Origin of the sequence: Aquimarina sp. U1-2, assembly GCF_017897595.1 — a bacterium.
Lineage (GTDB): Bacteria > Bacteroidota > Bacteroidia > Flavobacteriales > Flavobacteriaceae > Aquimarina.
In genome coordinates this window covers 1-370 of the sequence record NZ_JAGKIK010000108.1, presented here as the reverse complement: position 1 = coordinate 370, position 370 = coordinate 1, and the positions used below count along the sequence as shown (strand labels likewise).

Sequence of the window (370 nt, the reverse complement as noted above, 5' to 3'; positions counted from 1 at the left end):
ATATGAAATTTAAGCACTTCACAAATCACTAGATTTCCGGCACCTCCTTCGGTACCTAATGCTACAACTTCGTTAACCTTACATTCAAACTGAATGGGAGATTCCGCAACACGAAATGGTTTTACAACATCAGATGCCAACATTGTTAAACCCGCCTTTTCAAACTCATTAACATCTTGAGCGTACTCTGCACTTGCTAGAGACATTTGATACACCAAATCATAATTAATCACATTTATAACTACCTCTTTAATAGCTTCAACATTATTCAAGGTGTGTTTCACAGTGTTATCCCTTACACGCCTGGCAGGAGAAAAAATTAACACTGGTGGATTGGCACTAAACACATTAAAAAAACTAAATGGCGATA

At 37.0% G+C, this 370-nt stretch carries 1 protein-coding gene; it reads right to left on the bottom strand.

Annotation, left to right across the window (positions count from 1 at the left end):
- Positions 1-370, bottom strand: a 370-nt coding sequence (locus tag J8281_RS19240) for a flavin reductase family protein (RefSeq protein ID WP_210199263.1), incomplete at both ends; no start/stop codon positions are given.